Consider the following 24,328-nt stretch of genomic DNA (forward strand, 5'->3'; position numbering starts at 1 on the left):
CTCGCGCCCTCCGCGTCGCGACGCCAGCACCATTCCGCCCTCCGGCGCGCTGCCCTAGGGTCCGGCCCCCATGCCCGACACGCTCCGCATCGCCCTGGCCAGCTTCAACCCGCGCATGGCGGAAACCGAGGCGAATGCCGCCCGCCTTCGCGCCCTGCGCGCCCAGGCGGCGGGGGAGGGGGCGGATCTCCTCCTCGCCCCCCTGCACGCCCTCTCCGGCGCCGTCCCCGCCGCCCTCGCCGCCGATCCCGCCTTCGCCGAGGCCTGCGAGGCGGCCCTCGCCGCCCTGGCCGCCGAACCCGGCCCCGCCCTCATCCTCGGTGCCCCCTGGCGGGACGGCCCGCGCCTGCACGACGCCCTGCACCTGCTGGAGGGCGGCGCCATCCGCGCCCGCCGCGCCGCCCATGAGCCGCGCCCCGGCTTCGATCCCGGCCCGGTGCCCGGCCCCGTGGCCTTCCGCGGGGCCCGGCTCGGCCTCATGGCGGGGGCCGACTGGCGCCAGCCCGCCACGCCCGAAACCCTGGCCGAGACCGGCGCGGAGCTGCTGGTCGCCCTCGACGCCCTGCCCTTCGAGCGGGGCGGGGAGGAGCGCGTGCTGCAAGCCGCCCTGTCCCGGGTTGTGGAGAACGACCTCCCGCTCATCCTGCTCAACCGCCTCGGCGCGGAGGAGGAAGCGGCGCATGACGGCGCCGCCCTCATCCTCAACGCGGATCGCAGCCCCGCCCTCCGCCTCCCGCCCTTCGCGGAAACACTCGCCGTCACCGAATGGACCCGGGCCGAAGGAGCGTGGCGCTGCACGCCCCAGCCCAGGCCGCCCGCCATGGGGGAAGAGGAAGCCCTCTGGCGCGCCCTTCTCCTCGCCCTGCGCGACCATGCCGCGCGCCACGCCCCCGCCGGCATCCTGCTCCCGCTCCGCGCCGGTCCGGAGGCAGCCCTCACAGCCGCCCTTGCGACCGACGCCTTCGCCGCCGAAGCCCTCCACCCCCTCCTGCTGGAGGCGGAGGCCACCCCTCTCGCGCAGCGCCTCGGCCTGGAGCCCCGGCCTCTCGCGCTCGGCCCCGCCGCCACGGCCCTGGCCGCGGCCCTGGGCGCGACGCCTCCGCCCGACCCACTCCACCGCCTGGCCCTGGACAGCCTCGCCCTGGCCGGAAACCTCCTCCCCCTCACCGAGACGCCGAGCGACTGCCCCTCGGCCTTCGCCCCGCTCCGGCACCTCACCGGCGCGGAGCGCCAGGCCCTCGCGGCCTGGCGCAACGCCCACCACCCCGCCGGCCTGCTGGGCCCTCCGGCGCCCGGCCTGCCGCTTCCACCGGCCAGCCCCGCCCCCCAAGCCGGGCAGGCCCCGCGCCTCACCCCCTGGCAAAGCCTCGCCCACGCGGATTACAAGCGCCGCCGACTCCCGCCCGGCCTGAATCCCGCACCCCGCGCCTTCGGGGGGGATCGGGGCCACATATTGGGCCACCGCAACCCCGACGAGGCCCCGGCGCCATGACCAACTCCCCGCTCCCCGCCCCGACAGGCCCCTTCGTCCGCATCAAGGACCTCTCCGGCGGCAATGGCGACGAACCCGTGGAGGAGATCCGCGGCTTCCCCAGCGCCGCCGATGCCGCCACCTTCGCCCGCCGCTACGTGCGCGACAGCATGGAGCGCTGCCGCGCCCCGGGCATGGATGCCGATGCCGTCCTCGCCGCCTGGTTCGCCTTCGGCGAGGATGCCGAAGCGCTGGACCTGGATGGCGAGCACTGGACCTCGGGCGCCGAGATCCGGAACTTCGCCGCCAAGCCCGCCCGCACGAAGGCAGAGCGCGACTGGCGCGCGCTCGACCCCCGCAAGAACATGACCGACGATGAGGAGGAGGGGGGCGAATGAAGGTCCGCTTCGCGCCCAGCCCCACGGGCTGGCTGCATGTGGGCAATGCCCGCCCGGCCCTGGCGAACTGGCTGGAGGCCCGCAAGCGCGGCGGCACCTTCGTGCTGCGCCTGGACGACACGGATACCGAGCGCAGCAAGCCCGAATACGCGCAAGGGATCGAGGAGGACCTGCGCTGGCTCGGCCTCGACTGGGACGAGTTCTTCCGCCAGTCCGACCGCATCGCGCGCTACGAGGCCGCCGCCGAGGTGCTGAAGAGGAAGGGCCTCCTCTATCCCTGCTTCGAAAGCGAGGAGGAGCTGAACTTCAAGCGCGAGCAGCGCCGCAAGCAGGGCCGCGCGCCCATCTACGACCGCGGCGCGCTGAAGATGACGCAGGAGCAGCTCGAACGCGCGCTCGCCAACGGCAAGACGCCCTATTACCGCTTCAAGCTGAACACCCGCACCGTCACCTGGCGGGACGGCGTGCTGGGCGAGCGCAACGTGAAGCTCCCCAGCCTCTCGGACCCCGTGCTCATCCGTGCGGACGGCTCCTTCCTCTACACCTTCACCTCGGTGGTCGATGACCTGGAGACGGGCATCACCCACATCATCCGGGGCGAGGACCACGTCACCAATACCGGCATCCAGATCGACATCATCGAGGCGCTGAGCGGCCGCCCGAACCGCATCCACTTCGCGCATATGCCGCTGCTGACGGATGCGGAGGGCGGGCAGCTCTCCAAGCGCCTCGGCAGCATCTCGCTCCGCCAGTTCCGGCGCGACGGCATCGAGCCCGAGGCCATCACCGGCTATCTCTCGGCGCTCGGCACCTCGCGCGACCCCGTCGCCGCCGCGCCGAAGGACCTCGTGGCGGACTGGGACATCACCCGCGTCTCCCACTCCCCCGCGCGCTTCGACACGAAGCAGCTCCTCGCCCTCAACCGCCGCCACCTGCACGCCCTCGGCTTCGCGCAGGTGAAGGACCGCCTGCCCGAAGGCGCCGACGAGGCGTTCTGGCTCGCCATCCGCGGCAATCTCGACCTGCTGGCCGAGGCGCGCGACTGGTACGACGTCGCCCGCGGCGACATCACCGTGCCGGAGCAGCCGGAGGAATCCGAGCTCCTCAAGGCCGCGCTGGAATCCCTCCCCGCCGAACCCTGGGACGCGACCACCTGGTCCGCCTGGACCGCCGCGCTCTCGGCCGCGACGGGCAAGAAGGGCAAGGCCCTCTTCCTCCCCCTCCGCCTCGCCCTGACCGGCGAGGAGCACGGCCCCGACCTCAAGACCTTCCTGCCGCTGATCGGCCGCGACCGCGCGGCCATCCGCCTGCAGCGATCGATCGGCTGAAACGATGCAACTCCACTTCCACGACAGCGCGCGCCGCGAACGGGTGGAATTCCGCCCGATCGACCCGAACCACATCCGCCTCTATGTCTGCGGCCCGACGGTCTACGACCTCGCCCATCTCGGCAATGCGCGCCCCGTCGTCGTCTTCGACGTGCTCGCGCGCCTGCTGCGCCGCGAATTCCCCGCCGTCACCTATGTCCGCAACATCACGGACGTGGACGACAAGATCAACGCGCGCTCCCGCGAGAGCGGCGAGCCCATCGCCGCCATCACCGCCCGTACCATCGCCGATTTTCATGACGACATCGCCGCGCTGAACTGCGCGCCCCCCGATGTCGAGCCGCGCGCCACCGCCAGCATCCCGGAGATGATCGCGCTCATCGAACGCCTGATCGCCAACGGCCATGCCTATGAGGCGGAGGGCCACGTCCTCTTCTCCGTCGCCTCCTACCCCGAATACGGCCAGCTCTCCGGCCGCAGCCCGGACGAGATGCTCGCCGGCGCCCGCGTCGAGGTCGCCCCCTACAAGCGCGACCCCGGCGACTTCGTTCTGTGGAAGCCGAGCGATGCCGAAACCCCAGGCTGGGATTCCCCCTGGGGCCGCGGCCGCCCGGGCTGGCATATCGAGTGCTCCGCCATGGCCTGGCGCAACCTCGGCGAGGAGATCGACATCCATGGCGGCGGCGCCGACCTGATCTTCCCCCACCACGAGAACGAGGTGGCGCAATCCTGCTGCGCCTTCCCCGGCAGCCGCTTCGCGCATCTCTGGATGCACAACGGCATGCTGCTCGTGAACGGCGAGAAGATGTCGAAGTCCCTCGGGAACTTCCTCACGGTGCGCGACATCCTCGCGCGCGGCCCCTGGGCCGGCGAGGCCTTCCGCCTGCTGCTGCTGAAAACGCACTACCGCTCCGCCCTCGACTACACGCCCGAGCGGCTGGAGGAGGCCCGGGCCGAGCTGGACGACCACTACGCCCTGCTCGTGCGCGACCTGCCCCGGCCCGAGGAAGGGGACGAGACGGTCGCCGACATGGTCGCCTGGGCACTGGAGCCCCTGGCCGACGACCTGAACACCCCGCTGGTCATCGCCCGGCTGCGGGACCTGCGCGCGCTGGAGAACGTCATGCAGGTCGGCGGCTCGATGACCGCCGTGCTCTCGCGCGCCAACCGGGGCTGGTCCCCCAAGCCCGGCCAGGCCGGCGCCGCGCTGCGCGAGGCCGCCAACGCCATCGGCCTCCTCCCTTCCGATCCCCAGGCCTGGCGCCAGGGCAAGGCGGATGGCGGGGCAGGGGGAGAGGATGCGGAGATCGAGGCCGCCATCCAGGCCCGCCTCGCCGCCCGCGCCAACAAGGACTGGGCCGAGGCCGACCGCATCCGCGCGGACCTCGCGGCCAAGGGCATCGTGCTCGAGGACGGCAAGGGCACCACCACATGGCGCCGCGCCTGACGCTGAACCTCCGCCGCGCCACGGCGGAGGATCTTCCCTTCGTCATGGCCGTGGAAGCGACGCCCGGCCATGATGCCTTCATCAACCGTCAGCCGGAGGCGGAGCACGCGGCGCAGCTCGCCTCTTCCGCCTTCGCCTATTTCATCGCGGAGGCGCCGCCCGGCACCCCCGTCGGCTTCGCCATCCTCTCGGATCTGACGGACACGCGCGGCAACCACTGCCTCAAGCGCATCGCCGTCGCCGAGCCGGGCAGGGGCCTCGGCACCGCGCTCTTCAACGCCGTCACGGACTGGGCCTTCGCCAACACGCCCGTCCACCGCTTCTGGCTGCACACCCTCGCCGGCAATGCCCGCGCCCGCCACCTCTACGGGCGTGAAGGCTTCACCGAGGAAGGCCGCCTCCGCCAGGCGCGCCCCCGCCCGGATGGCAGCCGCGAGGACCTGGTGATCATGTCCATCCTGCGCCCGGAATGGCAGGCGCGCCGGGCGGCCGCCACTCCGGCCTGACCCGTCGCCCCGGCACGGCGACGCTTCAACCCAAGGCCAGCATGATCTAGGTGTGCCGGGGAGCAACGGATGGATCCAGCGCGCCCATGGCCAGCCTCCTCTCCAGCATCGCACTGCGTGCCCTTCCTCCCGCTGGCCGGCTCCGCGAGGCGATCCGCGACCTGAACGCGGCGGTCGCCCGGCTCGGCGCGCAGCAGGAGGAGGCCGGCCGCGCCCTCGGCGGCCGGCTGGAGGCGCAGGAGGAGGCGCTGCGCCAGCTCCGGCAGCAGCTCGCCCACCTCGCCGCCCCCCCACCCGAGCAGCCCCCGCCCGAGCAGGTCCCGCCGGCCGTGCCCGGGCCGGATGCCGGACCGGATGCCGAGCTGGACCGCCTCACGGCACGCGAGCTGCAGCGCGCCGCGCTCCGGCACCTGCCTTTCCTTCTCGGCGATGTCCGGGTCACCGACCGCGCGATCCAGATCGAGGGCCTGGCCGGCGCCCCGGAAGGGCTGGCGGCCAACATGGCCTTCTTCGTGAACGGCCAGCGCTTCGCCCATGCCGAGTATCCCATGCTCGACGAGCAGACCGCCGCCCGCTTCTCGGAGGTTCGGGGAGGGGGGCTGCATGTCCGCGCGCGGCTGGGGACGGACACGGCCACGCTCAGCACAGACGGCTTCCTGCGCTTCGACGCCTCGCCGACCGGCCACTATCTCGAGGCCGACTGGCGGCGCGCCCTGCACTTTGTCCACCCGCAATTCGAGCGATTCCCCCTGCCGCCCGAGGACAACCAGCGCCGCGTGGTGGGCGAGGCCAACCGGGCGCGCTTCGTCTTCGGCGGCGCCACCCTGTTCAAGAACCTCGAATTCCACCTGCGCGAGCTGGGGCTGACCTGGGGCGACACCCCGCGCATCCTGGACTGGGGCTGCGGCGCCGGGCGCCTCGCGCGCTATCTCATCGCCCATTCCGGCGCGCGGGTGACGGGCGTGGACATCGACGCGGACAACATCGCCTGGTGCCGCGCCAACCTGCCCGGCGGCCGCTTCGAGACGGTGGGCCTCATGCCGCCCATGCCCTTCGAGGACGGGTCCTTCGACCTCGCCGTGGGCATCTCCGTCGTCACCCATCTGAAGGAGGAGGTGCAGTTCGCCTGGCTGGAGGAGCTGCGCCGCGTCGTCCGCCCCGGCGGCCTCGTCTTCCTCTCCATCCAGGGGCCCGTGCAGTTCGCCTATAATGGCTTCCCGCCCCATCTCTTCCGCCAGATCGAGCGGGACGGCTTCCTGGACCTCTCCGTGGACGACGCGCTGGACGCGGTGATTGAGGACAAGGAGTACTACCGCTCCGCCATGCAGTCCCGCGCCTATATCGTGGACCGCTGGAGCCCCTATTTCGAGGTCCTCGCGATCGAGGACGCGACCGCGGCCATCCAGGACTTCGTCATCCTCCGCCGCCGCACGCCGGAGGAGCAGGCCGAGCACGATGCCGGCCGCACCGGCCTCATGGCGCCTCCCTCCCTCCGCGCGGCCAGCGCCCAGGGCGCCGAGGGCGAAACCGCCGGCGCCGCCGCCTACTGGTCCCTCTCGCCGGAGGAGCAGGCCGAGGCGGTGGGCTGGTACTGGATGGCCCATCCCGCCGTGCGGGCCCGGATCAACACGCTTGTCTCCGGCTACCCGGACCGGGACGCCTATACCCGCCTTGGCGAGATCCTGGCCGGGAACGGGATGCCACTCCCCATTCCGCGCGCCCTCTCCCTCGGCTGCGGCTTCGGCGGGCTGGAGCGCGACCTGGCCGCGCGCGGCATGTTGCGCGAGATCGACGCCTACGACCTGGCCGAGGGCGCGATCGCCGAGGCCCGCCGCCTGGCGGAGGAGGCCGGCTTTGGCTGGCTCCGTTACCATGTGGGGGACCTCGAGACGCAGGACTTCCCGGAGGGCTCCTACGACGTCGTCTTCGCCCACCAGTCCGTCCACCACATCGAGCGGCTGGACGAAATCTTCGCCGCCATCCGCCGCGCCCTCCGCCCCGGCGGCATTTTCCACCTGAACGAGTATGTCGGCCCCAACCGCTTCCAGTGGACCGACACGCAGATCGACCTCGTGAACGAGTTGCTCGATTCCCTGCCGCCTCGCCTGCGCCGCACCCCCAGCGGCCAGAAGCCGCCCCAGGCACGCGACACGATCGAGAACATGATCGCGGTCGACCCCACCGAGGCCATCCGCAGCGCCGAGATCCGCGAGGTCCTCGCCCGGCATTTCGAGATCGTGGAGGAACGCCCCTATGGCGGGACGCTGCTGCACCTCGCCCTCGGCAACATCGCGCAGAACTTCCGCGAGGACAGCCCGGAGGACATGGCCCATCTCCGGCGCTTCTTCGAGCTGGAGGACCGCATGATGGCGGAAGGCCGGATCGGCAGCGACTTCACCATCCTCGTCGCTCGCGCGCACTGAGTCCGCGCGCGCCTGGCTAACCCGGAATGGCAGGCGCGCCGCGCCGCCTGAACGGCGCGACGCCGGATCGCCCATCGCGCCGGGCCCTGCCGCGCGCTATCCTGCCCGAAGCCGAAGGCGACGCCGCCGGAGGCGGAATGGCCGGAGCCCCCGCGTGATCACACATCAGCCCGGCGACATCGAGCGGCTCACCCGCGAACGCGACGCGGCCCGCCGCGACTTCGAGCGCGTGGCCGACGCCGCGGCCGATCTCATGGGCCGCCTGCACGGGCTGGTGGCCAGCGGCGAGCTGAAGCCCTTTGGGGAGATGGAGGCGATGGAACTCGCCCTCGCCACCCCCCCTGAGGACCATCCCTGACCTCCCCGCCATGACGCAGCCCGGCGAAGACGTCCTCCCCCATGAGGCCACCTCCGCCGTGCTGGCCCGCCTGCGAAGCACGGCGCCGCCGGACGGCGTGACCCTCGCCTGGGTCCTCGCCCATCTCCGGGAACGCGCCTTCGGCATCCTCCTGCTCCTCTTCGGCACCGGCGGGCTGCTGCCCGGCATCTCGCTCTTCGCCGGCCTCCTCGTCGCTGTCCCGGCCTTCCAGATGCTGCTCGGCCGCACCGCCCCTGTCTTCCCGCGCCGCTTCTCGAACCGCCCCATCGCGGCGGCCCGCTTCGCCGCACTCATCACCCGCGCCCTGCCGGTCCTCCGCGTCATCGAGCGCTTCAGCCGCCCGCGCTGGCCCACGCCCTTCCAAACGACCAAGCGCGTGGTGGGCGCGGCCATCCTGCTCCTTGGCGCCTGCCTGCTCGTCCCCCTGCCACTCAGCAACATCCCGCCCAGCTTGGTCATCGTGCTGATGGCCATCGCCTATCTGGAGGAGGACGGACTGCTGCTCTGCCTCTCCCTCGTCTCCGCCGTGGCGCTTGTCCTGGCCATGGCGGCCGCGGTCTGGGGAACGGTGGAAACGACCCTCTGGCTCGGCGGTTGAGCGGGATCCGTCTCGTGCTGCCGGGTTTTCGTCTGTCGGTTTGTCCCGGGGAGAGAAAGAAGGAATTCTTCCTCTCCCCGGACCCGTCGAAGGCAGTGCCTTCGACCCATCATCTTTTTCTTCGAGTTTGGAATCACTCAGCTGGCGGTGCGCCTGAGGTCGATGACCTCAGGCGACTGCAAGCGCAGGACCAATCCCCTTGAACCAGAGACCCGTTCGATCCGGGGTATCCACGGCAGTCAGACGGGGTTCCAAGGGCCTGAGGCCCTTGGCGGGTTGAGGGCGGAGCCCTCAAGCGAGACTCCCCAGCACGGGCATCATGCCGCGAACGTGCGCCCGCCCCGCGACCGGAAGGGCCTAGGGTGGCGAATGAACAACGATCATCCCGGCGACCGTCCCGATACGGCGGCCCATCCCGTCGCGGCGAACGCCCCGGTGCTCCGCCAGCCCCGCTGGCAGCACGACCGCATCCTGTTCGAGGTGGAGGAGCATGGCGTGGCGCTCGCCTGCTCCGTTTCCAAGGCGGCCATCCAGGATGCGGGCGGTCGTTATTCGAACCTGCCACGCGACATCATGACCGAGTTCGTCCGTCTGCGTCCGCGCATCGAGCAGGCGGCCCTGGCGAAGTTCCGCGAGCGCCCGGGCGGGCTGGACGGCCCGGTGCATGTCTGGTCGGCCGATCTTGACGACGACCCCGAGCCGCCCGCGATCGCCGGCCAGGCCGCGCTCCAGCCCTGAGCGACCGCCCCTGACGGCCAGGGGCACTGGCCGTCAGCGCCGCATCAGCGCCCCATGAGCCCTGCCGCCCGCAGCGCCTTCGCGATCACCGCCCCGGGCCCGTGGGACAGGAGCCCCTGATCCATCGGCGGAAAGCCAGGCCTGCCTGACGCCGCATGCGGCGCCTCCGGCCGGGCGCGGTCGGAAGCCGCGGCCGCCCCGGGCGGGATCACCTCCATCTCCGGCAGGGCCGCCCCGGCCGTCTCCAGCCCCCAGAACTCCAGCATGGCATGGGTGGAGGAGAGGCCGACATCCAGCAGATAGGGCCCGGCCACACCGCAGCGCCCCTCCGTCCGCCCGGGATTCAGCGGCACCCCATGGGCCATGCCGGGGATGCGATGCACCGCCACCCGCACGCCGCCATCCGCCCCGCGCCAGACCTGCTGCGCATGCCCGGCCGCCCCGACCGTCTCCTCGGGCGCCGCATTTGCAAGCCCATGCAGGCTGAGCCACTGCTTCGCGATTTCCTCGGCATTGCCGGGATGCACGGTCGTATCCGCATCCCCCTGCCACACCGCGACGCGCGGCCAGGGGCCACGATGCCCGCTCGCCGCCCGCACCGCCTCGCCCCGCGTGGAGGCCGGTAGCGCGGCCGGTCGGCCCATCGCGGAAAACGCCTCCGCCACGCTGCGCGCCGCGCCATGCGGCAGCCCGGCCAGCACCGCCCCGCCCGCGAAAAGCTCGGGATAGGTGGCCAGCATCACCGAGGTCATGGCGCCCCCGGCCGAAAGCCCGCTGATGAAAACCCGCGCCGGATCCAGCCCGTCCCGCTCCACCATGTGCCCGATCATCTGCCGGATCGAGAGCGCCTCGCCCATGTCGCGCGCCGTGTCGCCCGGCTCGAACCAGTTGAAGCAGAGATGCCCGTTATTGCCCCGCTGCTGCTCCGGCATCAGCAGCGCGAAGCCGGCGCGGTCCGCCATGTCCGACCATCCGCAGCCCCGGTCGTAGCCGCCCGCGGCCTGGGTGCAGCCATGCAGCGCCACCACCAGCGGCGCGCCCCGCCGCAGCCCTGCCGGCCGGTAGGCGAGCATCCGCAGCGCCCCGGGGTTGGAGCCGAAATCCGTCACCTCCACCAGCCGCCCGTCGCCGGACGGCGCACCGGCCGCCTGCCCGGCTGCGTGCCGGCGAAGACGCTGCAGGCGGACGAGTGCCGCGAGGCCAAGCTTGGAATCCATGGGAAGCCCTTTCCTGCGCCGGGCCGCGGCCGAGCCCGGCCAGGCGCCTGGGCGTCATGCTGCATTGCAACATGGGGTGCCGGCCGCCTGAAGGTAAGGCGCGGCAAGGTCGCGGATGCGTGTGCCGTCCTGTCCTTTCACACCCGCCCATGCCACTCCCCGGCGCCGGAATGGCTCCACCCCCAAAGCACCTCTTGCCCCGGCCCGCGCCAGGCGGCATGCCCCCCCGATGACCGGCAGAGACGGCGGCGCAGCCCTCACCCCCCCGCCCGGCGAGAGCCCCATCGTGGTCCTCGTCCGCCCGCAGATGGCGCAGAACATCGGCACCGTCGCCCGCGCCATGGCCAATGGCGGCCTGTTCCACCTGCGCATCGTCGCGCCCCGCGACGGCTGGCCGCAGGAAGTGGCCTACCGCGCGGCCTCGGGCGCCGACCGCATCCTGGACGCCGCCACCATCCACGAGACGGTGGACGACGCCCTGGCCGACTGCCACCGCGTCTTCGCCACCTGCCCGCGCCCGCGCCACGTCATCATCCCCGTCCGCACCGCCCGCGCCGCGGCGGAGGACCTGCGCGAAATCAACAGCCGCGGCCTCCGCGCCGCCATCCTCTTCGGCCCCGAACGCGCCGGGCTGGACAACGAGGACATGGCGCGCGCCGACACCCTCGTCCGCTACCCCCTCAACCCCGCCCATATGAGCCTGAACCTCGCCCAGGCCGTGATGATCCTGGCCTATGAGTGGTGGATGGCCGAGGAATCCACGCCCCCCCGCGCCTTCATGACCAACGAAACCCGCGTCGCCACCAAAGGCGAACTGGAGGGCTTCCTCGGCCGGCTGGTGAAGGAACTCGACGCCTGCGGCTTCCTGGACAACCTGCCCAAGCGCCCGGGCATGGTCCGCAACCTCCGCCACCTCTTCGAACGGGGCGAGGTGACGGAACAGGAACTGCGCACCCTGCACGGCGTGGTCACCGAACTCTCCCGCGGCCGGATCGCGCGCGGCGGCCCGGCGGTGCCGGAACCGACGGTGGACCCGCAGATCGACGGCTGAGGCCACGCGGCTCCAGGGTCTTGCCCGGAGGGCTCCGCCCTCCACTCGCCAAGGGCCTGAGGCCCTTGGAACCCCGTCTGACTGCCGTGGATACCCCGGATCGAAGGGGTCTCGGGTTGAAGGGTGCTGATTCTGCCGTTGAAGTCGCCTGAGGTCCAAGACCTCAGGCGCACTGTCAGCCCCGTGATTCCAAACTTGAAGAAAAAGAAGAAGGTGAGGGGTCCGGGGAGAGGAAGAATTCCTTCTTTCTCTCCCCGGGACAGACCGGCATCCCTAGCCCAGGATCTGCCCGAGCCGGCTGGCCAGAGCGTCCATCGGGAAGGGCTTGGTCATCACATGCATGCCGGGCTCGAGCTGTCCCTCGCCCATGACCGCGGTTTCGGCATAGCCGGTGATGAAGAGCACCTTGAGGGTCGGGCGGAGCTGGCGGGCGGCATCGGCGAGCTGGCGGCCGTTCATGCCGCCGGGCAGGCCGACATCGGTGATCAGCAGGTCGATCGGCATGTCGGACTCGAGGATCTTCAGGCCGGAGGGGCCGTCCGGCGCCTCGATGACAGCGAAGCCCCGTTCCTGCAGCACCTCAGCGACGAGCATGCGGATGGTGGCTTCGTCGTCGACCACCAGGACGGTTTCGCCGGCGCGGGCCCGGGAAGCGGCACCGGGCATGGGCTCGGACGCCTCTGCCTCGGCGGTGCCGCTGTGGCGGGGCAGGTCGATCTTCACCCGCGTGCCGGCGCCATGGGCGGACTGGATACGGACATGGCCGCCGGACTGGCGCGCGAAGCCATAGACCATGGACAGGCCGAGGCCGGTGCCCTGGCCCAGGGGCTTGGTGGTGAAGAAGGGGTCGAAGGCGCGCTCCTGCACCTCGGGCGGCATGCCGGTGCCGGTATCGGCGATGGCGACGGTGACGTAGCCGCCGGGGGGGATGTCGCGGTCCTGCGCGGCCTGGCCGGTGAATTCGGCATTGGCGGTTTCGATGACGATCTGGCCGCCATCGGGCATCGCGTCGCGCGCGTTGATGCAGAGGTTGAGGATGGCGCTTTCGAGCTGGTTCGGGTCGCAGAGGACGGGCCAGAGATCCGGGGCGAGGCGCGTCTCGATCCGGATGGCCGGGCCGACGGTGCGGCGGAGGAGGTCCTCCATGCCGGCGACCAGGCGGTTGGCGTCGGTGGGCTTGGGGTCGAGGGTCTGGCGGCGGGCGAAGGCGAGCAGGCGGTGCGTGAGGGCGGCAGCGCGGCTGGCGGCGCCCTGGGCGGCGGTGAGGTAGCGCTCGAGATCGGTGAGGCGGCCCTGGGCGACGCGGGTCCTCAGCAGCTCGAGGCTGCCGATCATGCCGGTGAGGAGGTTGTTGAAGTCATGGGCAAGGCCGCCGGTGAGGTGGCCGAGCGCCTCCATCTTCTGCGCCTGGAAGAGCTGCTGGCGGGATTCGTCGAGGCGGATCTGCGCCTCGCGCCGTTCGGAGAGGTCGCGGGTGATCTTCGCGAAGCCAATCAGCGTCCCGGATTCGTCGCGGATGGCGTCGATGACGACGCCGGCCCAGAAGCGGCTGCCGTCCTTGCGGAGGCGCCAGCCCTCGGCCTCGAAGCGGCCCTCGCGCTCGGCCGTTTCCAGCGCGCGCCAGGGGAGGCGGGTGGCGATGTCCTCGGGCGTATAGAAGCGGGAGAAGTGCTGGCCGGTGATCTCCGTGGCGGCGTAGCCCTTGATGCGCTCGGCGCCCGCGTTCCAGTTGGTGACGAGGCCCTCGGGGCTGAGCATGTAGATGGCGTAGTCCACCACTCCCTGCACGAGCAGGCGGAAGCCGCGTTCGCTTTCCAGCGCGGCGAGCTGCATGAGGCGCTGCTCGGTCATGTCGCGGGTGATCTTGGCGAAGCCGACGAGCTGGCCGTTGCGGCGGACGGGGTCGATCACGACCATGGCCCAGAAGCGCGTGCCGTCCTTGCGGAGGCGCCAGGCTTCGGCGGTGAAGCGGCCGGTCTCGGCCGCGATGCGCAGGGCCTGCTCGGGGATCCGGGCGGCGCGGTCCTCCTCGGTGTAGAAGCGGGAGAAGTGCTGGCCGATGATTTCCTCGGCGTCGTAGCCCTTGATCCGCTGCGCGCCGGGATTCCAGCTGGCGACGTAGCCCTCGGGGTCCAGCATGTAGATCGCATAGTCCACCACGGCCTGGACGAGCATCTCGTAGGTGCCGGCCGTGGGAGCCGCGATTCTCGCGCCTGGGATAGCCTGGGGGGCGGTCATCACCTTAAGGCATGGTCCGGTCGCATGCGTTCACTTCGGATGCTCGGGCTGGTCATGGGGTCGAGGTCGCGGGGCCTGCGGGCATGACCGGTCCCGCGGGCTGCAACCTGCGGGAGTTGTCTCAGCATCCTTCCCGGCGCGCCTCAAGCGTGAGGCTCTTCACAAACACATGTGAATCCCCATGAAAGGGGATTCGCTGGGCGGAAGCCTGGGGTGGGGCTCAATTGGAGCGGGCGAGCTCGTCCAGGATGGGGCAGTCCGGGCGGGAGTCGCCGTGGCAATGGGCGGCGAGGTGGCGGAGGGTGGCGGCCATGGCGGAGAGGTCGCGGGCCTTGGCCTCCAGCGCCTCCACATGGGCGAGCGCCAGGCGCTTCACCTCGGCGCTGGCGCGGTGGCGGTCACCCCACAGGGCGAGCAGGCTGGCGATCTCGTGCAGCGAGAAGCCGAGGTCGCGGGCGCGGCGGATGAAGCGCAGGGCGTGGATCTCGGCTTCCCCGTAGTCGCGGTAGTTCGCCTCGCTCCGGCTGGCCGGGGGGAGGAGGCCGATCGCCTCGTAGTGGCGGATCATCTTCGCCGTGACGCCGGAGGCGCGGGCGGCTTCGCCGATCTTCATGCGCGTGTCTCCGGGGCGGTGATGTCAGGTGGCGTGAAGCGGCGCAGGCGCAGGGCGTTGCCGACGACGAAGACGCTGGAGAGGCCCATGGCCGCCGCCGCCAGGACGGGGGAGAGGAGGCCGGCGATGGCGACGGGGATGAGGACGACGTTGTAGGCGAAGGCCCAGAAGAGGTTCTGGCGGATGTTGCGCAGCGTCGCGCGGCTGAGGGCGATGGCGGTGGGGATGCCGCGCGGGTCGCCCGACATGAGCACGACATCGGCGCTTTCGATCGCGACATCCGTGCCCGTGCCGATGGCGATTCCGGTATCGGCGGCGGCGAGCGCCGGGGCGTCGTTGATGCCGTCCCCCACGAAGGCGAGGCGGCCCGCGCCGCGCAGGTGGCGGATGGCGTCCACCTTGCCCTCCGGCAGCACCTCCGCCTCCACCCGCTCGATGCCGAGGCGGCGGGCGATGGCGGCGGCGGTGCGGCGGTTGTCGCCGCTGACCATCGCCAGGGTGAGGCCCATGCGGCGGAGCGCCGCGAGGGCGGGGGCGGTGGTCGGGCGGATGGGGTCGGCGACGGCGAGGATGGCGGCGAGCTTCCCGTCGATGGCGGCGTAGAGCGGGGTGCGGCCGGCATCGGCGAGGCGGCTGGCCTCGGCGGCGAAGGGCGAGACGTCGAGGCCCAGCGAGGCCATGAAGCGGTCCGCCCCGACCTCGACGCGCTGCCCGCCGACCATCGCGCGCAGGCCCATGCCGGGGATGGCCTGGGTGTCGGTGGCGGCGGGAATGGGCAGGGCGCGCTCGGCGGCGGCGGCGCGGATGGCCTCGGCGACCGGATGCTCGCTGGCGGATTCGGCGGCGGCGACCAGGGGGAGGAGGGTGGCCTCCGCGAAGCCCGGGGCGGGGATGAGGTCGGTCAGCGCCGGGCGGCCTTCCGTCAGCGTGCCGGTCTTGTCCATGGCGATGGTGGTGACGTCGCGCAGCGCCTGCAGGGCGGCGCCGCGGCGGAACAGCACGCCGAGTTCCGCGCCGCGCCCGGTGCCGACCATGACGGCGACGGGGGTGGCGAGGCCCATGGCGCAGGGGCAGGCGATGATGAGCACCGCCACCGCCGCGACCAGCGCATGGGCGGTGCCGGCCCCGGCCGCCAGCCAGCCGAGGGCGGTGAGGGCGGCGACGGCCATGACGGCGGGGACGAAGACGCGCGTGACCTTGTCGGCCAGGGCCTGGATGGGGAGCTTGCCGCCCTGGGCTTCCTCGACCAGCCGGGTGATGCGGGCGAGGACGGTGCCCGCGCCGACGGCGGTGGCCCGCAGGCGCAGGGCGCCGGCGCCGTTCACCGTGCCGCCGACCACCGCGTCTCCGGGGCCGCGGCGGACGGGGAGGGATTCGCCGGTGACCATCGATTCGTCGATATGGCTTTCGCCCTCCAGCACCTCGGCATCGGTGGGGATGCGCTCGCCGGGGCGGATGCGGAGGATGTCCCCTTCGCGGAGCTGGGCCGCCGGGATTTCGGCTTCCGTGCCGTCGCGTTCCACCCGGGCGGTGGCGGGCTGGAGGTCCAGCAGGCGGCGGATGGCGGCGGAGGCGCGGCCGCGGGAGCGGGCTTCCAGCCAGCGGCCGAGCAGGACGAGTGCGACGATCACGGCCGCCGCCTCGAAATAGACGTGGCGCTGGTCCTCCGGGAGGAGGGTGGGGGCGAGGGTGACGATGACGGAGTAGCCCCAGGCGGCGAGGGTGCCGAGGGCGACGAGGCTGTTCATCTCCGGCCCGCCGCGCAGCAGGGCGGGCCAGCCGATGCGGTGGAAGCGCCAGCCCGGGCCGAAGAGGACGGCCGAGGCGAGGAGGAGCTGGAGGCCGTTCCAGACGGGGCCACTGACGGCGTGGTGGAGGGCGGGGATGAGGTGGCCGCCCATCTCGATGAGGAAGAGGGGGGCGGCGAGGGCGAGGGCGATGAGGGTGTCGCGGCGCAGCCCCGCTTCCTCGCCCGCGCCGGGCGGGCCGGCATGGTGGGCGTGCGGGTCGGCATCCCCAGTCGCATGGGCGGCATGGCCGGCATGGGCGTGGTGATGGGCTTCCGGGCCGGGGGCGGGCTCGTAGCCGGCGCGGCGGATGGCCGCTTCCATGGCGGTCCGGTCCGGCGTGCCGGGGGCGTGGCGGAGGGTGGCGCGGTGGGTGGCGAGGTTCACCGCCGCCTCCTCCACGCCGGGGAGGGCGGCGAGGGCGCGCTCCACGCGGCCGGCGCAGGAGGCGCAGGTCATGCCCTCCACGCCGATCTCCGTGGTCTCCAGCGGGGATTCGTAGCCGGCGCGGGCGATGGCGCCGCGCAGGGCGGCGGTGTTCAGCGCCTCGCCTTCCACCGTCGCGCGATGGGTGGCGAGGTTGACGGCGACGCCGGTGACGCCGGGCTGGGCGGCGAGGGCACGCTCCACCCGCCCGGCGCAGGAGGCGCAGGTCATGCCTTCGACGGGGAGGGTGAGGCGGGTGGCGGTGGCGACGGGCATCGGCGGTGATCCTTTGCCCGCTCAGATGGGGGTTCCCATCATGGGAAGGTCAAGGGGAGGGGCGCCCGCGCGAAAGCCCGGTTCCGGCGCGGCGCGTTCCGCCCTAATCCGGGGGCATGTCCGCATCCACCGGCTTCGACCCCATTCCGGACGGCATCGTCTGCGTGCCGGATTACGAGCAGCCCGCGCGGGAGCGCATGGGGGAGAATGCCTGGGCCTATGTAGGGGGCGGGGCGGGGGATGAGCTGACCCTGCGGGAGAACCGGGCGGGGTTCGAGCGGCTGCGGCTGGCCTCGCGGGTGCTGGTGCCGATGCGCGGCGCCCATACCCGGCTGCGGCTGCTGGGGCAGGACTTCGAGCACCCCGTGCTGGTGGCGCCGAGCGCCTGGCACCGGCTGCTGCATCGGGACGGCGAGGTGGCGACCACGCTGGGCGCCTCCGCGACGCGCAGCGGGATGGTGGTGAGCGCGCAGGCGAGCCTGCCGCTGGAGGCCATCGCGGCGCAGGCCCGGCAGGCGCCGTGGTTCCAGCTCTATGTGCAGCCGGACCGGGACTTCACCCTGGGGCTGGCGAGGCGGGCGGAGGCGGCGGGCTATGGGGCGCTGGTGGTGACGGTGGATGCGCCGGTGAGCCTGCGGAACCGGGAGCAGCGGCTGGGGTTCCGGCTGCCGCCGGGGATCGATTCCGTGAACCTGCGCGGGGCGGCCGCGCCGCCCCCCGCGACGGGGGAAAGCGAGATCTTCGGGGCGGTGGAGCATGCGGCGGGCTGGGAGGACATCGTGGCGCTCAAGGCGGCGGCGCGGCTGCCGGTGCTGCTGAAGGGGATCATGACCCCCGCCGATGCCGATCGGGCGGTGGGGGCGGGGGTGGATGGCATCATCGTCTCCAACCATGGGGGGCGGGTGCTGGACACGATGCCGGCCACGATCGACGCCCTGCCCGGCATCGCGCAGGCGGTGGGTGGGCGGGTGCCCGTGCTGATGGATGGCGGGATCCGGCGCGGGACGGATGTGCTGAAGGCGCTGGCGCTGGGGGCGCAGGCGGTGCTGGTGGGCCGGCCGGTGCTGCATGGGCTCGCCGTGGCGGGCGCCATGGGGGTCGCGCATGTGCTGAAGCTGCTGCGCACGGAGCTGGAGGTGGCGATGGTGCAGACGGGCTGCCCGACGCTGGACGCCATCGGGCCGGGGGTGATCTGGCGCGGGCCGTGAGGGCTGGGCCGGGACCGCGCGTTCCGCCGGATCAGCGGCGCAGCAGGTCCCGCAGCACCTCCCAGGCGAAGGTGACGTGTTCGCGCATCAGCGCCTCGGCCCTTTCGCCCTGGCCCGCCAGGATGGCGCGCAGGATGCGGTGATGGTCGTCATGGGAGCGGCGGATGATGGCGTGGTCCTCCCAGACGAAGAGGCGGTCGGAGGCCATGGGCACGTTCTGGGTCTGGTGTACAAAGCTCCGCACGAAGCGGTTCTCGGCGCAGGCGAGCAGGGTTTCGTGGAACTCTACATTCATGGCGCGGTAGGGCGGCAGGCCCTCGGGTGTCAGCGTGCCGGCGGCGAGGATGCGGTCGCCGGCTTCGAGGCAGGCGCGTAGCCGGGCCGCCGCCGCCTCGGGCAGGCCCTGGGTAGCACAGAGCCAGCAGGCGAAGCCTTCCAGCCGGGCGCGGACGGCATAGGCCTGCTGGATGTCCTCCATACCGAAGCGGCGCACCGTGTATCCACGGTTGGCCTCGTACTCGAGCAAGCCTTCCTGGGCGAGGTTGACCAGCGCTTCCCGCAGCGGCGTGCGCGAAACGCCAAGAGAGAGGGCGAGTGGGACCTGGTGCAGGCGCTCCCCCGGCGCGAGATCGCCGTTCAGCACACGTTCGCGCAGGATGGCCGTCGCTTCCTCACCCTCTGTGCGACGTAGGGGATTGGATAAAATTTCGGCGTCCTGGGCCGGAAAACGGTCTTGACCTGCCATTGAGCCCTCCCTCATGTATCCAATCCTAAGAGGGCCGGTTTGAACAGGCCCAGCTCCCCATCCGGGAGCAGGGAGAGAACGTGATGGAACGAAGGCGGCGGACCGCCCTTGTGACGGGTGGCGCGCGCGGGATCGGCGCGGCCATTGCCGCGGCGCTGGCGGCGGATGCGGTGGATGTGGCGGTGGCGGATCTGGACGCGGAGGCGGCGGCCCGCGTGGCGGCCGCGCTGCCCTCCGGGCGGCATCTCGGCCTGGCCATGGACGTGACCGACGAGGCGGTGGTGGCCGCCGGCTTCGAGCGGGTGCAGCAGGCGCTCGGGCCCATCGACATTCTCGTCACCTGCGCCGGCATCCTTCTCTTCGCGCCGGGTGGCGACCGGCCGCTGGTGGCGGAGACGCGTCTGGAGGACTGGCGCCGGACGCAGGAGGTGAACGCGACCGGCTGCTTCCTGGCTTGCCGCGAATATGTGCGGCGCGCGCCGGTGGAGAACCCGACGGGGCGGATTGTCACCCTCTCCTCGGTCGCGGCCCAGCTCGGCGGATACCGCTCCAGCGCCGCCTATATCGCCAGCAAGTCCGCGGTGCTCGGCCTGACGAAGGCGCTGGCGCGGGAGCTGGCGCCGAGGCGCATCACGGCGAACTCCGTCGCGCCGGGGCTGATCGACGCGCCAATGCTGCGGCTCTCGCTCGATGCGGCGGATGACGCGAAGGCGGCGGCGAATATCCCGCTGGGGCGGATCGGCACCCCGGGCGACGTGGCCGGGGCGGTGCGGTTCCTGGCCTCGGCCGAGGCGTCTTACCTCACCGGCGTGACGATCGACGTGAATGGTGGATACCGGATGCAATAGCGTCCCGCGCAACGTCCAAGACAGAAGGAAAGCAGAAGATGGGAATGCGATCGGTCCGGGCGGCACTGCTCGGTGGTGTGCTGGCGATGGCGGGCGGGCTGACGGCGCTGGCGCAGGAGGTGGGCGTGACGCCGGACCGCGTGCGGATTGGCATGTTCGCGCCTCTTTCGGGGCCGAGCGCGGCCTATGGGCAGGACGTGCTGAACGCCGCCCGCATGTGGTTCGACAAGATCAACCGCGAGGGCGGCATCCACGGACGGCAGATCGAGGCCGTGGTGGAGGACGACCGCTGCAACGCGAACGACCTGGTCGCCGCGGTGAAGAAGCTGGTGGAGCAGAGCAACGTCTTCGCGCTGAACGGCGGCTCCTGCTCGGCCGCGGTGGTGGCGGCCAGCGACTATGTGGTGCGGAACCGGGTGCCGCTGGTGATGCTGAACGCTTCCGGCGACGGCGCGCTGTTCCCGCCCAACGACTATATCTACGGCGCCTTCTCGATCTCGCAGCACGCGGCCGGCGGGTCGGCGGTGGAGTTCGCGGCGCGGCACTTCAACGCGCGCCGCATCGCCTATGTGAACCATGACGACGCCTATGGCGCGTGGAACCTGAACGCGGCGAAGTTCCAGGCGGAGCGGCGCGGGGCGGGGCTGAACGTGCAGTCGATCAGCCCCAACATCACGGATGTGACGGCGCCGATGGTGCGGCTGCGCGCCGCCAATCCCGAGGTGCTGGTCATCATGACCTATGCGCGGCCCGCGGCGCTCATCATCCGCAAGGCGATGGAGCTGGGCTATCGCGGCCCGATCGTGGTGGCGGTGAACGCCACGGCCGACCTGCGCCAGATGGTGGCCAATGGCGGCGGGCCGGAGGCGTTCCGCAACGTCTATATCCAGGAGGTGCTGGCCGACCTGCCGGGCAGCGCGCGGCTGCAATGGGTGTACGACATGTACCGCCAAGCCTATCCGCAGCTCGCCTCGCAGGAGGGGCGGCCGCAGGTCTACATGCCCTATGGGCTGCCCTCGGCCATGTCCGTCACCCGCGCGCTGGAGGCGGCGGGGCCGGAGCTGACGCGGGAGAAGTTCCTGGCCGCGCTGCAGGGGCTGGATTTCGACAGCGGGGTGATGGCCGGCCCGATCCGCTTCGGCCCGCGCAACCGCGCCGCCCAGCAGGCCGCGATCTACATCAAGTATGACGGCGCCACGATGGAGCGCGTGCCCGGCAGCTTCGCCAGCGACTGGCGCTTCGAGTAGCGGCGGAAGGGCAGGGGTGGACGCCATGGACAGCGAGGTGCTGTTTCTCTTCCTCCAGCAGGGCATCGCCTCGGGCATCGTCTCCGGCAGCGTCTATGCCCTGCTCGCCCTGGCCATCGTGATGATCTTCAAGACATCCGAGGTGCCGAACTTCGCGCAGGGCGAGGTCTTCATGGTCGCGGCCTATGCGGCGCTGTTCCTGATCGTGTTCTACGGCCTGCCGATGTGGGTGGTGATCCCCGCCGCGCTGCTCTTCACCGTGGCGGGGATGATGCTGTTCGAGGCGGGCATCCTGCGGCGGGTGAAGAAGGCGCTGGGTGAGCCGGTGAACCTGGTGATCGCGACGCTCGGCCTCTCCTTCCTGCTGCGCGGCCTGGTGCGGCAGACGGGGCTGGGGGACACGCCGCGCTCCTTTCCCTCCCTCGTCTCGACCGATCCGGTGCAGATCGGGCAGGCGATGCTGACGCGGCTCGACCTCGCGATCGTCGGGACGGCGGTGGCGGTAATGGCCGCGGTGTTCCTGCTGTTCAACTTCACCCGCGCGGGGCGCGCCATGCGCGCGCTGGGGATGAACCCCAAGGCGGCGGCGCTGGTGGGCATCGACATCCGGCGCACCCATGCCTTCGTCTGGGGGCTTTCGGGCCTGGTCTCGGCGATCAGCGCGCTGTTGATCGCGCCGAAGATCCTGATGACGCCGGAGATGGGGCATGTGGCCATCCTGGCCTTCGCCGCGGCGATCGTGGGCGGGTTCAACAGCCTGCCGGGGGCGGTGCTGGGGGGCTTCATCATCGGCATCGCCGAGAATCTGGTGGGGCTGTTCGTTTCCGCCTCGGCCATCGTGGTCACGCCCTTCCTCGCCATCATGGCGGTGCTGGTGCTGCGGCCGCAGGGGCTGCTGGGCGGCCGCCCGCAGATGCGGAAGGTATGAGCATGCCCCCGCAACAGGCCGTGGCGGCGCTGCCCGCGCGCGCCTCCTCCAACCTGCGGCTGGGGCTGCTGGTCCCCGCCGTCGCGGCGGTCGTCGCCCTGGCGCTGCTGCCGGTCTTCACCTCGGGCTATGTGGTCTATGTGGCGAATGTGCTGCTGGTCTATGTGGTGCTCAGCCTCGGGCTGAACCTCGTGATCGGGGAGGCGGGGCAGTTCTCGCTTAGCCATGCGGCCTTCTACGGAATCGGCATCTATGCCGCGGCGCTCGGCAACAAGCTGCTGGGGCTGCCGCTGGTGGGCTGCCTTCTGCTGGCCGGAGTGGTGGCGGCGCTGCTGGGCGGCGTGATCGGCACCATCGCGCTGCGGATGCGCGACATCTACCTGGCGCTGACCACCTTCGCCTTCGGTGAGGCCATGCAGTGGCTCTTCCTGAACTGGGAGCCGGTGACGGGCGGGCCGAACGGGCTGCGCATCCCGCCTTCCTCCCTGTTCGGGGTGGAGATCCTGAACGACAAGCAGGCCTATCCGGTCGTGCTCGGCGTCGCGCTGCTGATGCTGGGGGCGACGGTGGTGATCTCGCGCTCGCGCCTCGGCCGGGCTTTCCGCGCCGTGCGGGAATCCGATGTGGCGGCGATGGCCATGGGCATTCCCGTGCGGCGCGTGAAGATCATGGCCTTCCTTCTCTCGGCCTTCTACGCGGGGGTGGCGGGCGGGCTTTTCGCCACCTTCTCCACCTACATCCATCCCGAGAGCCTGGGCTTCCAGACCACGATGACGGTGCTGACCATGGTGGTGGTGGGCGGGCTGGGTTCCACGGGTGGCGCGCTGCTGGGCGCGGTGGTGTTCGGCCTGATCTCCGAGCTGCTGCGGCAGGCGCCGGCGGTGCAGGAGATGACCTATGGGCTGATCCTCATCCTCTTCATGATGTTCGTCCCGCGGGGCCTCGCGCCCGCCGTGTCGCGCTGGGTGCGGGGGCGCGGCCATGTCTGAGGCTCCGATGATCGAGGTGGAGAACCTCACCCTGCGCTTCGGCGGGCTGGTGGCGGTGAACGACCTCTCCCTGGTGGTGCGGCCGCGCACCATCCACGCGCTGATAGGGCCCAATGGCGCGGGCAAGTCCACCACCTTCAACTGCATCTCGCGGCTGTACCGGCCGACATCGGGGCGCATCCGCGTGCTGGGGCGGGACGTTTCCGGCCTGAGGCCGCAGGACTTGGCGCCACTTGGCGTGGCGCGAACCTTCCAGAACCTGGAGCTGTTCGGCGGGCTTTCGGTGCTGGAGAACGTGCTGATCGGGGCGCATGTGCATTGCGGCGGCGGCTTGCGGGAGCGGCTGGCCGCGCGCCCGCCGGCGGTGATCGGGCATGTGGAGCACCTGCTGGAGCGCGTCGGGCTGGCGGAGTTCCGCCATGCGCAGGCGAGCGCGCTCGATTTCGGGCGGCAGAAGATGCTGGAGCTGGCGCGGGCGCTGGCGATCCGCCCGCGGATCCTGCTGCTGGACGAGCCGGCCGCGGGGCTGCGGAACCGCGAGATCGGGGCGCTGGACCGGCTCCTGAACGAGCTGGTGGAGCGGGACGGCCTGACCGTGCTGCTGGTGGAGCATGTGATGCAGCTGGTGATGGCCATCTCGCACCGCGTCACGGTGATGAATTTCGGCGCGAGGATCGCGGAGGGCACGCCGGCCGAGGTGCGGCGCGACCCGCTCGTGGTCGAGGCCTATTTGGGGCAGGAGGCCGCCCATGCCTGAGCTGCTGTCGCTGCGCGACGTCTCGGCCGCCTATGGCCGGATCCAGGCGCTTTCGCATGTCAGCCTTTCCGTGCCGGAGGGGGCGATCGTCGCGCTGCTCGGTGCCAACGGGGCGGGCAAGAGCACGACGCTGAACGTCATCTCCCGCCTGGTGCCGCAGTCCGGGGGGGAGATCCTGTTCCGGGGTGCCTCCATCGCCGCCCGCGCCTCGCATGAGGTGGTGCGCGCGGGGATCGCGCAGGTGCCGGAGGGGCGCGAGGTGTTCCGCGAGATGAGCGTGCGGGAGAACCTGGAGCTGGGCGCGCATCTGCGGCGCGACGCGCGCGGCGTGGCGGAGGATGTGGAGCGGGCCTTCGCCTATTTTCCCGTTTTGCGGGAACGCTACCGGCAGCGCGCCGGCACGCTTTCGGGCGGGGAGCAGCAGATGCTGCTGATCGCCCGCGCGCTGATGGCCCGGCCGGCGCTGCTGCTGCTCGACGAGCCCTCGCTCGGCCTCTCGCCGCTGCTGGTGCAGCAGATCTTCGGGATCATCCGCCGCATCAACGAGGACGGCACGACGATCCTGCTGGTGGAGCAGAATGTCGGCGTCGCGCTCGGCTGCTCCTCCTATGCCTACATCCTGGAGAACGGGGAGATCGCCCATCACGGCCCCTCGGCCAGCCTGGCGGCGGATGGGGCGGTGCAGAACGCCTATCTCGGGGGGCATTAGG

22 protein-coding genes are annotated in these 24,328 nt (G+C 71.8%); 17 read left to right on the forward strand and 5 right to left on the reverse strand.

Annotation, left to right across the window (positions count from 1 at the left end):
* Positions 1–70: 70 nt before the first annotated feature.
* The 9 genes from BUB97_RS16090 (at position 71) to BUB97_RS26265 (ending at position 9,288) form a co-directional block, all read left to right on the forward strand.
* On the forward strand, positions 71–1,492 hold the full coding sequence (locus BUB97_RS16090; RefSeq protein ID WP_073136545.1) for a nitrilase-related carbon-nitrogen hydrolase: 1,422 nt from the start codon (positions 71–73) through the stop codon (positions 1,490–1,492).
* Positions 1,489–1,869, forward strand: a complete 381-nt coding sequence (locus BUB97_RS16095; RefSeq protein ID WP_073136547.1) for a hypothetical protein — start codon at positions 1,489–1,491, stop codon at positions 1,867–1,869. Before BUB97_RS16090 ends, BUB97_RS16095 begins: the two co-directional genes overlap by 4 nt.
* Positions 1,866–3,197 (forward strand): glutamate--tRNA ligase, encoded by a 1,332-nt coding sequence (gltX, locus tag BUB97_RS16100; protein WP_073136549.1) that lies wholly within the window; start codon positions 1,866–1,868, stop codon positions 3,195–3,197. Before BUB97_RS16095 ends, gltX begins: the two co-directional genes overlap by 4 nt.
* Before the next feature lie 4 nt (positions 3,198–3,201).
* Positions 3,202–4,644 carry a cysteine--tRNA ligase gene (cysS, locus tag BUB97_RS16105; RefSeq protein ID WP_073136552.1) on the forward strand — a complete coding sequence of 481 codons (1,443 nt, stop codon included), beginning with the start codon at positions 3,202–3,204 and terminating at the stop codon, positions 4,642–4,644.
* Positions 4,629–5,150: a GNAT family N-acetyltransferase gene (locus BUB97_RS16110; RefSeq protein ID WP_073136554.1), complete on the forward strand. Its 522-nt coding sequence runs from the start codon at positions 4,629–4,631 to the stop codon at positions 5,148–5,150. The genes cysS and BUB97_RS16110 overlap by 16 nt, the downstream gene beginning before the upstream one ends.
* Positions 5,151–5,236: 86 nt before the next feature.
* Positions 5,237–7,573 (forward strand): class I SAM-dependent methyltransferase, encoded by a 2,337-nt coding sequence (locus tag BUB97_RS16115; RefSeq protein WP_073136555.1) that lies wholly within the window; start codon positions 5,237–5,239, stop codon positions 7,571–7,573.
* Between the two features lie 154 nt (positions 7,574–7,727).
* Positions 7,728–7,931 (forward strand): hypothetical protein, encoded by a 204-nt coding sequence (locus BUB97_RS16120; RefSeq protein WP_073136558.1) that lies wholly within the window; start codon positions 7,728–7,730, stop codon positions 7,929–7,931.
* 10 nt (positions 7,932–7,941) lie between these two features.
* On the forward strand, positions 7,942–8,550 hold the full coding sequence (locus tag BUB97_RS16125) for an exopolysaccharide biosynthesis protein (RefSeq protein ID WP_073136560.1): 609 nt from the start codon (positions 7,942–7,944) through the stop codon (positions 8,548–8,550).
* Between the two features lie 369 nt (positions 8,551–8,919).
* Entirely contained in the window at positions 8,920–9,288 is a 369-nt protein-coding gene (locus BUB97_RS26265) for a DUF1488 family protein (protein WP_073136562.1), read from the forward strand.
* A gap of 44 nt (positions 9,289–9,332) precedes the next feature.
* Here BUB97_RS26265 and BUB97_RS16135 read toward each other — a convergent pair whose 3' ends face one another.
* A complete protein-coding gene (locus BUB97_RS16135; RefSeq protein WP_073136564.1) occupies positions 9,333–10,505 on the reverse strand; it encodes an extracellular catalytic domain type 1 short-chain-length polyhydroxyalkanoate depolymerase in 1,173 nt (390 codons plus the stop codon).
* A gap of 229 nt (positions 10,506–10,734) precedes the next feature.
* Here BUB97_RS16135 and BUB97_RS16140 point away from each other — a divergent pair, with 229 nt between their 5' ends.
* Positions 10,735–11,556, forward strand: coding sequence for an RNA methyltransferase (locus BUB97_RS16140; RefSeq protein ID WP_073136566.1), 822 nt, complete (start codon positions 10,735–10,737; stop codon positions 11,554–11,556).
* Positions 11,557–11,829: 273 nt separating this feature from the next.
* Here the strand turns inward: BUB97_RS16140 and BUB97_RS16145 are convergent, their stop codons facing one another.
* The 3 genes from BUB97_RS16145 to BUB97_RS16155 form a co-directional block, all read right to left on the reverse strand.
* Positions 11,830–13,794 (reverse strand): hybrid sensor histidine kinase/response regulator, encoded by a 1,965-nt coding sequence (locus BUB97_RS16145; protein ID WP_086062253.1) that lies wholly within the window; start codon positions 13,792–13,794, stop codon positions 11,830–11,832.
* A gap of 220 nt (positions 13,795–14,014) precedes the next feature.
* Positions 14,015–14,407 (reverse strand): Cu(I)-responsive transcriptional regulator, encoded by a 393-nt coding sequence (gene cueR / locus BUB97_RS16150; protein ID WP_073136568.1) that lies wholly within the window; start codon positions 14,405–14,407, stop codon positions 14,015–14,017.
* Positions 14,404–16,896, reverse strand: coding sequence for a heavy metal translocating P-type ATPase (locus BUB97_RS16155; RefSeq protein ID WP_073136570.1), 2,493 nt, complete (start codon positions 16,894–16,896; stop codon positions 14,404–14,406). Before BUB97_RS16155 ends, cueR begins: the two co-directional genes overlap by 4 nt.
* A gap of 116 nt (positions 16,897–17,012) precedes the next feature.
* On the opposite strand from BUB97_RS16155, the gene BUB97_RS16160 reads away from it, so the two are divergent.
* A complete protein-coding gene (locus BUB97_RS16160; RefSeq protein ID WP_073136572.1) occupies positions 17,013–18,104 on the forward strand; it encodes an alpha-hydroxy acid oxidase in 1,092 nt (363 codons plus the stop codon).
* A 31-nt stretch (positions 18,105–18,135) separates the two neighbouring features.
* On the opposite strand, the gene BUB97_RS16165 is transcribed toward BUB97_RS16160, so the two are convergent.
* On the reverse strand, positions 18,136–18,864 hold the full coding sequence (locus BUB97_RS16165; protein ID WP_338141786.1) for a GntR family transcriptional regulator: 729 nt from the start codon (positions 18,862–18,864) through the stop codon (positions 18,136–18,138).
* Between the two features lie 68 nt (positions 18,865–18,932).
* Here BUB97_RS16165 and BUB97_RS16170 point away from each other — a divergent pair, with 68 nt between their 5' ends.
* The 6 genes from BUB97_RS16170 to BUB97_RS16195 are packed head-to-tail and all read left to right on the forward strand — an operon-like array spanning position 18,933 to position 24,327.
* The gene (locus BUB97_RS16170) at positions 18,933–19,697 is read left to right on the forward strand and encodes an SDR family NAD(P)-dependent oxidoreductase (RefSeq protein WP_073136574.1); all 765 of its coding nucleotides are present in this window, start codon (positions 18,933–18,935) and stop codon (positions 19,695–19,697) included.
* A 38-nt stretch (positions 19,698–19,735) separates the two neighbouring features.
* Positions 19,736–20,944, forward strand: coding sequence for an ABC transporter substrate-binding protein (locus BUB97_RS16175; RefSeq protein WP_217659687.1), 1,209 nt, complete (start codon positions 19,736–19,738; stop codon positions 20,942–20,944).
* 25 nt (positions 20,945–20,969) lie between these two features.
* Positions 20,970–21,872 (forward strand): branched-chain amino acid ABC transporter permease, encoded by a 903-nt coding sequence (locus tag BUB97_RS16180; protein ID WP_073136676.1) that lies wholly within the window; start codon positions 20,970–20,972, stop codon positions 21,870–21,872.
* A gap of 2 nt (positions 21,873–21,874) precedes the next feature.
* Complete coding sequence (locus tag BUB97_RS16185; protein ID WP_086062255.1) at positions 21,875–22,861, forward strand: branched-chain amino acid ABC transporter permease; 987 nt, start codon at positions 21,875–21,877, stop codon at positions 22,859–22,861.
* Positions 22,854–23,618, forward strand: coding sequence for an ABC transporter ATP-binding protein (locus BUB97_RS16190; protein WP_073136578.1), 765 nt, complete (start codon positions 22,854–22,856; stop codon positions 23,616–23,618). The genes BUB97_RS16185 and BUB97_RS16190 overlap by 8 nt, the downstream gene beginning before the upstream one ends.
* Positions 23,611–24,327, forward strand: a complete 717-nt coding sequence (locus BUB97_RS16195) for an ABC transporter ATP-binding protein (protein WP_073136580.1) — start codon at positions 23,611–23,613, stop codon at positions 24,325–24,327. The genes BUB97_RS16190 and BUB97_RS16195 overlap by 8 nt, the downstream gene beginning before the upstream one ends.
* Position 24,328 lies beyond the last annotated feature (1 nt).

The sequence above is a fragment of the Muricoccus roseus genome (genome assembly GCF_900141905.1).
GTDB lineage: Bacteria > Pseudomonadota > Alphaproteobacteria > Acetobacterales > Acetobacteraceae > Roseomonas > Roseomonas rosea.

What these genes read in the sequence shown, in the direction of transcription:
- BUB97_RS16155 (WP_073136570.1), bottom strand. Translation starts at nt 16,896, where the DNA reads ATGCCCGTCGCCACCGCCACCCGCCTCACCCTCCCCGTCGAAGGCATG.
- BUB97_RS16115 (WP_073136555.1), top strand. Translation starts at nt 5,237, where the DNA reads ATGGCCAGCCTCCTCTCCAGCATCGCACTGCGTGCCCTTCCTCCCGCT.
- BUB97_RS16170 (WP_073136574.1), top strand. Translation starts at nt 18,933, where the DNA reads ATGGAACGAAGGCGGCGGACCGCCCTTGTGACGGGTGGCGCGCGCGGG.
- BUB97_RS16135 (WP_073136564.1), bottom strand. Translation starts at nt 10,505, where the DNA reads ATGGATTCCAAGCTTGGCCTCGCGGCACTCGTCCGCCTGCAGCGTCTT.
- BUB97_RS16190 (WP_073136578.1), top strand. Translation starts at nt 22,854, where the DNA reads ATGTCTGAGGCTCCGATGATCGAGGTGGAGAACCTCACCCTGCGCTTC.
- cysS (WP_073136552.1), top strand. Translation starts at nt 3,202, where the DNA reads ATGCAACTCCACTTCCACGACAGCGCGCGCCGCGAACGGGTGGAATTC.
- BUB97_RS16125 (WP_073136560.1), top strand. Translation starts at nt 7,942, where the DNA reads ATGACGCAGCCCGGCGAAGACGTCCTCCCCCATGAGGCCACCTCCGCC.
- BUB97_RS16140 (WP_073136566.1), top strand. Translation starts at nt 10,735, where the DNA reads ATGACCGGCAGAGACGGCGGCGCAGCCCTCACCCCCCCGCCCGGCGAG.
- BUB97_RS16165 (WP_338141786.1), bottom strand. Translation starts at nt 18,864, where the DNA reads ATGAGGGAGGGCTCAATGGCAGGTCAAGACCGTTTTCCGGCCCAGGAC.
- BUB97_RS16185 (WP_086062255.1), top strand. Translation starts at nt 21,875, where the DNA reads ATGCCCCCGCAACAGGCCGTGGCGGCGCTGCCCGCGCGCGCCTCCTCC.
- BUB97_RS16095 (WP_073136547.1), top strand. Translation starts at nt 1,489, where the DNA reads ATGACCAACTCCCCGCTCCCCGCCCCGACAGGCCCCTTCGTCCGCATC.
- BUB97_RS16180 (WP_073136676.1), top strand. Translation starts at nt 20,970, where the DNA reads ATGGACAGCGAGGTGCTGTTTCTCTTCCTCCAGCAGGGCATCGCCTCG.
- BUB97_RS16090 (WP_073136545.1), top strand. Translation starts at nt 71, where the DNA reads ATGCCCGACACGCTCCGCATCGCCCTGGCCAGCTTCAACCCGCGCATG.
- BUB97_RS16175 (WP_217659687.1), top strand. Translation starts at nt 19,736, where the DNA reads ATGGGAATGCGATCGGTCCGGGCGGCACTGCTCGGTGGTGTGCTGGCG.
- BUB97_RS16195 (WP_073136580.1), top strand. Translation starts at nt 23,611, where the DNA reads ATGCCTGAGCTGCTGTCGCTGCGCGACGTCTCGGCCGCCTATGGCCGG.
- gltX (WP_073136549.1), top strand. Translation starts at nt 1,866, where the DNA reads ATGAAGGTCCGCTTCGCGCCCAGCCCCACGGGCTGGCTGCATGTGGGC.
- cueR (WP_073136568.1), bottom strand. Translation starts at nt 14,407, where the DNA reads ATGAAGATCGGCGAAGCCGCCCGCGCCTCCGGCGTCACGGCGAAGATG.
- BUB97_RS26265 (WP_073136562.1), top strand. Translation starts at nt 8,920, where the DNA reads ATGAACAACGATCATCCCGGCGACCGTCCCGATACGGCGGCCCATCCC.
- BUB97_RS16145 (WP_086062253.1), bottom strand. Translation starts at nt 13,794, where the DNA reads ATGACCGCCCCCCAGGCTATCCCAGGCGCGAGAATCGCGGCTCCCACG.
- BUB97_RS16160 (WP_073136572.1), top strand. Translation starts at nt 17,013, where the DNA reads ATGTCCGCATCCACCGGCTTCGACCCCATTCCGGACGGCATCGTCTGC.
- BUB97_RS16110 (WP_073136554.1), top strand. Translation starts at nt 4,629, where the DNA reads ATGGCGCCGCGCCTGACGCTGAACCTCCGCCGCGCCACGGCGGAGGAT.